This is a genomic window from Edaphobacter sp. (genome assembly GCF_035532915.1).
GTDB lineage: Bacteria > Acidobacteriota > Terriglobia > Terriglobales > Acidobacteriaceae > Edaphobacter.
The window spans coordinates 1-5,339 of sequence record NZ_DATKQC010000043.1 but is presented as its reverse complement, the minus strand read 5'-3'; the positions used below and the strand labels follow the sequence as shown (position 1 = coordinate 5,339).

The window sequence follows — 5,339 nt, the reverse complement described above, 5'->3', positions numbered from 1 at the left end:
AATCTTCTCCCGCTGAGCGACATAGGCCATCTCTTCGGTAATCAGGCCTTTGCGCGCAAAGTGCATCTGCGACATGTTCGTGTCGCCCGTCCGCTCGGCCTCAGCCTTGCGTTTTACAATCCATTCCGCTCGCCCCGTCGGAACCTTGTATCCATTGCCGTTCGCGCCATTCCCGTTTTCATGAGTGCTCATTATTTTCCCCAATTCGTACCGGTGTTATCGAGTAAGTATACCCCCCCACGGACGTCTCGTTTCTCTCCCGCAACCGACACACGCTGCCACAACAAGTCCCACGTTTCTGTATCCATGGCTGAAACCACCCGGCCTCTTGATCTCGCATCCTACCCTGTAGAACGACGTACGACCGTGAGTTCTTCCGGCAAGGCACGTCCAGCCGAGCTCATCCAAGGCACGAGCAAGTCACCAATTCCCTCTGCGTTCAGTTAACGCAAAACTGTGTCATCAAAAGGAGATACTTCCATGAAATTCTTCTCAGCAAACATCGAGGATCTGCGCACCCTGTATACCGAAACCCTTCAGAAGGCACTCGATATGGAGCAAAAGATCGTCGATGCCCTCCCCACCATGATCGAGAAATCCACAGATCCCCAACTCGCCTCCGCTTTCCGTAACCATCTCGAGCAGACCAAGGGTCACGTCACCAAAGTCCAGAGCATTCTGCGCAGAGCCACCGGCGAAGCCAGCGCTTCCACCTGTAAAGTCATCTCCAGCCTCGTCACCGAAGCAGAAGATGGCATCAAGGATGCCAAAGATACCGGCATCCGCGACATCACTCTAATCTCGTCGGGCCAGCAGGTCGAGCATCACGAGATCGCCGTCTATGGCACGCTTCGTACCTGGGCGGGAATCCTGAACCAGCGAGACGACGCTGCAGTCCTGGAGTCGATCCTCAAGGAAGAAGAAGCTGCCGATAAACTTCTCACCCAGATCGCCGGGCATGTCAATCTTGAAGCTGCTGCCTAAAGAACGGATCAATCTCAAATCAGATCCGGCAGCCACCGAGGCAAGGTGGCTGTCGGATTTGGCGATTATCTCTATCAGCTATTCCGCAACGCAACCATGGGATTGATGCGCGAAGCTCGCCGCGCGGGCAGATATCCAGCCAGCGCCGCCACAGCGCCCAGCAGCACAATCATCACCGCAAACGTAATAGGGTCCGTAGGAGCCGTCCCAAACAGCAGCGACGAGATCAGATTCGCCACCAGCATCGATGCGAAGATCCCAACCCCGATCCCAATTGCCGCCAGCTTCAGCGTCTTCGAAATCACGGACATCTGAACTCTCCCCGCCGATGCGCCCAGCGCCATTCGAATCCCAATCTCCTGCGTCCGGCGCGTCACCGAATACGAAATCACTCCATAGATTCCAAGCGATGCCAGGAACAATCCCAACCCGGCAAACGCTCCAACCAACATCACAAAAAATCGCCGCGGCGAAACCGCACGATCCACGATCCCTTGGATCGGCCTGAACTCTACGGCAGGCTGATTCGGATTCAACTCCCGCAGCGTCCGCAGCACGCTCCCCGCCAACTGCGCCGGTGGCAGCTTCGTCCGTACCACCAACTCCGCGCCATCTGGACCCCACTCGTCGCGCATCGCCGGCAGATACATCTGTTCACCGGATGTTCCTTCAACATTGGTCTCATGGACATCGGCTACCACTCCAATCACCTTCACCTCGTGACCGTTGATCAGCACGGTCCTTCCCACAGCATCCTCACCTGGAGCCACAAAATCGGCTGCCTTCTGATTCAGAATCACGGTACTCTCGCCCTTCATGTCGTCATGCCAGGTAAAGTCGCGTCCATGCAGGCGCATCCCCATCGCCGTCACATATCCCGGCGTAACGATATAGACAAAGGCGCCCGGCACCTCACCCCTCCGGTACGTCTTTCCCTTCGCGCTTGGACCGCCCCATCCGCGATTGCGCTCCAGGGGCAGATTGTCCGAGATGCCCGCCGCCTCAACTCCTGGAATCGCGCTGACACGCCGGATAGCCTCTTCAAAGATCGCGCTCCTCTTGTCCGTGCTTCCGCCGTCGTTATAGTCCATCTTGATCGCAGCCGCATTCGATGGTTGAAAGCCAAGGTCGACATCCAGCACGCGCAGAAAACTCCGCAGCAACAGCCCCGCACCAACCAGCAGCACGCAAGCCAGCGCAACCTCGGAGATCACCAGCGCCGACCGCAGCCTCTCATGGCTCCTGCCTGCGCTCATGCCCTGCCCCGTGTCCTTCAGCGCCTCCTGCAGATCGCCGCTCGACATCTTCAACCCCGGCAGTAAGCCAAACAGAACCGCAGCCCCAACGCTGATCCCCACCGTCCACAGCAGCGCCGCACCATCCACCTTCACTTCGTTCAACAGTGGCAGGGCAAGCGATCCCTGATGCGCGATATACGAAGTGATCGCATACGCCAGTCCGAGCCCCAGCACTGCGCCCATCCCGGCCAGTACCAGGCTCTCCGTCAAGAGTTGCCGCACCAGCCGCCCGCGTCCCGCGCCCAGAGCGCTGCGTAGAGCGAACTCCTTGCTCCGCGATGCCGCTCGGGCCAGCAACAGGTTCGATAGGTTTACACAGACGATCAGCAGAATCACGCCCACAGCACACCACAGCGTAATCAGAGAGCGCCGCAACTTCCCGCTCACATATTGCTTCAGCTCGATCGGCCTCGCCGTATATTCACCCGCCGATTCCGGATACTTCTTGTTCGAGTAAAACTTTGGAAACAGCGCCTTCGCCTCCGCCTGCGACTGCGCGACCGTCACCCCCGGCTTCAATCTTCCAATCAAAGCCAGCGTATTTCCCTCGTTGCGTATGTCATCCAGAACCGTCGGCACAAAGACATCCACCTTCGAGCCCGGCGCAAATGCCGCACCAAAGTCGAACGTCTCCGGCAATACACCCACCACCGTCGTCGGCGTCCCGTTCAAAGTGATCGACCTGCCCACAATCCCCCGGTCGCCGCCGAACTGCCGCTCCCAGTAGGCGTGCGACAGCAGCACCACGGCGCGCCCTCCCTTCACCGTCTCATCCTTCGTAAAAGAACGGCCCAGCTCCGGCTCCACGCCCAGCACATGAAAGAAGTTCCCCAGCACTCCCATACCGGTAAGCGGCATCGGCTCTCCGCTGCCCGTCAGCTTGAGATTGTCGCTGGTCGAAAACGCATAATATCCGGTGACGTCGTCATACGAGCGATTCATCGTCAGCAAATCGTCATAGGCATCGGCAGAATAAGTCGAGGACGACAGCCCGATAGCGTCCGCCGGTGCAATCCATACCAGCTTCTGCGGATCGCGAAACGGCAGAGGCCGCAGCAAAATCGTATCCACCACGCTGAACACGGCGATATTCGCTCCAATGCCCAGCGCCAGAATCGTTACCGCGACCAGGGTGAATCCGTAGTCGCGCCTCATCGTTCGCAAGGCATAGCGAAGATCCTGCAGCACAACATCCAGCCACGGCATCCCGCGCGCCGCGCGCTGCCGCTCCTTCGCCTGCTCCACACCGCCAAACTGGATCAGCGCCTGCCGCCGCGCCTCACTGGCCGAAAGCCCACGCTTCATGTTCTCTTCCACCGCCAGATCCAGATGGCTCTGCATCTCCGCATCCAGCTCAACGTCCAGCGGACGCTTGCGAAAGAAGGAGCCAAGCCGTTGCAAGCTCTGCCGCAGCGAATCCCTCATAGAGCTTTTCATTGCTCGCCTCCTCGTTCGCCCATCGCCAGCACTCGCCCCATCACGCTCGACAGCCGTTGCCAATAGACCGTGTCCTCGGCCATCTGCTTCAGCCCGCGCTTCGTAATCGAGTAGAACTTCGCCTTGCGGTTGTTCTCCGACGTTCCCCACTCCGCCGAAATCCACCCGCGATGCTGCAACCGCACCAGCGACGCATAGATCGTCCCCTGGTTCAGCAGCACCTCATCCCCGCTCACCAGCTCGATGCGCCGCGCGATGCCGTACCCATGCATCTCGCCCATCGCAGACAGCGTCTGCAAAACCATCAGGTCCAACGTCCCCTGCAACAAATCGAGCTTCGAATCTCCCACGAGCTGCCTCCTGTGGCGTAACCACATCAGTCTGCCACAACTGATGTGGTTACGCCACAGGAAAAGAAATGTTCCCCATAATGCGCAAAATCAGTCGATTACCGTGCAGCCCAAGGGGGTAAACCGTCAAACCCTATCAAAATCCCCGTCAATCTCGTACACTGATTGGCAAAGACCATGCCCAGCGCAGCCAGCAAAAGCCCGATCAAGATCATCATCGCAGCGGTCATCATCATCGCCACCATGGGATACCTCGCCTATACCGGCGTTCAGGACAACAAGAGCTACTACGTCACCATCGGCGAGTTGCAGGCCATGGGTAACAAAGCCTATGTCCGCCATCTCCGCGTCGCAGGCAACGTAGCTCCCGGCAGCATCCACCGCAGCGGCACTTACGTCGACTTCTCTCTGCTGGAGCAGAACCGCACCCTCAAGGTCAGCTACAAAGGCGTCGAGCCGCCGCCCGACACCTTCAAGGACGACGCCCAGGCCCTCGCCGTAGGCACCTACGGACACGACGGCGTCTTCCACGCCACGCAGCTCCAGGCCAAATGCGCCTCCAAGTACGCTCCGGCAAAGCCAGCCGCGACCACCACGGCCGTCGCTCTCCCCGCCGACTTCAAAAAATAAATGGAGAAGTCAGCCAAGCCGACTAACGGCGCATCCGGCAGCACCGCCGCCGAACTCGAATCCGTCTCCAAAATCTACGGCACCTTCGCCGCTCTCCGCAACGTCTCCGCCAGCTTCGAATCAGGCACCTGCACCGTCATCGTAGGCGAAAACGGAGCCGGAAAATCTACCCTCCTGCGCGTCCTCGCCGGACTCATCACTCCCACCCGAGGCACCGCGCGCATCTTCTCCGAATCGCCGCAAAGCCAGCGCCGCCGCATGGCCTACATGAGCCACTCCACCATGCTCTACGACGAGCTGACCGCCATGGAGAACCTCAACTACTTCGCCTCCCTCTATCGCGACGGCGGTTGCGCCTGCGTCGGCAGCCCCGAGATGGCCCTCCGCGCTGTCGGCCTCGACCCCAATCTCACTCGCCCCGTCGGCCAGTACTCGCAGGGGATGCGCCAGCGTGCCTCGCTCGCTCGCGTTCTCCAGACCGACCCCGAAATCCTTCTCCTCGACGAGCCCTTCTCGAACCTTGACGTAGCCTCTGCCCACCACATGGTCGAGCTGCTCGCCGACTTCCGCACCTGGCCCGTCTACAAAAAAGACGGGGGCGATGGCAAACGCACCATCCTGCTCACCACCCATCAGGCCC

The 5,339-nt window shown here is 59.6% G+C and carries 5 protein-coding genes and 1 pseudogene; 3 read left to right on the top strand and 3 right to left on the bottom strand.

Annotation, left to right across the window (positions count from 1 at the left end):
- Positions 1-192: pseudogene (locus tag VMU57_RS02190) on the bottom strand (thiamine biosynthesis protein ThiC); the annotation flags it as partial.
- 288 nt (positions 193-480) lie between these two features.
- Between VMU57_RS02190 and VMU57_RS02185 the strand changes: the two are divergent.
- The gene (locus VMU57_RS02185; protein WP_325380339.1) at positions 481-984 is read left to right on the top strand and encodes a ferritin-like domain-containing protein; all 504 of its coding nucleotides are present in this window, start codon (positions 481-483) and stop codon (positions 982-984) included.
- A 74-nt stretch (positions 985-1,058) separates the two neighbouring features.
- Here the strand turns inward: VMU57_RS02185 and VMU57_RS02180 are convergent, their stop codons facing one another.
- Together VMU57_RS02180 and VMU57_RS02175 are read right to left on the bottom strand one after the other, a co-directional pair.
- On the bottom strand, positions 1,059-3,719 hold the full coding sequence (locus tag VMU57_RS02180; RefSeq protein WP_325380337.1) for an ABC transporter permease: 2,661 nt from the start codon (positions 3,717-3,719) through the stop codon (positions 1,059-1,061).
- The gene (locus VMU57_RS02175) at positions 3,716-4,069 is read right to left on the bottom strand and encodes a PadR family transcriptional regulator (protein ID WP_325380335.1); all 354 of its coding nucleotides are present in this window, start codon (positions 4,067-4,069) and stop codon (positions 3,716-3,718) included. Before VMU57_RS02175 ends, VMU57_RS02180 begins: the two co-directional genes overlap by 4 nt.
- Before the next feature lie 177 nt (positions 4,070-4,246).
- On the opposite strand from VMU57_RS02175, the gene VMU57_RS02170 reads away from it, so the two are divergent.
- Both VMU57_RS02170 and VMU57_RS02165 read left to right on the top strand, forming a co-directional pair.
- Positions 4,247-4,699 carry a cytochrome c maturation protein CcmE gene (locus VMU57_RS02170; RefSeq protein WP_325380333.1) on the top strand — a complete coding sequence of 151 codons (453 nt, stop codon included), beginning with the start codon at positions 4,247-4,249 and terminating at the stop codon, positions 4,697-4,699.
- Positions 4,700-5,339: ABC transporter ATP-binding protein (locus tag VMU57_RS02165; RefSeq protein WP_325380331.1), on the top strand; the 640-nt coding region annotated here is incomplete at its 3' end.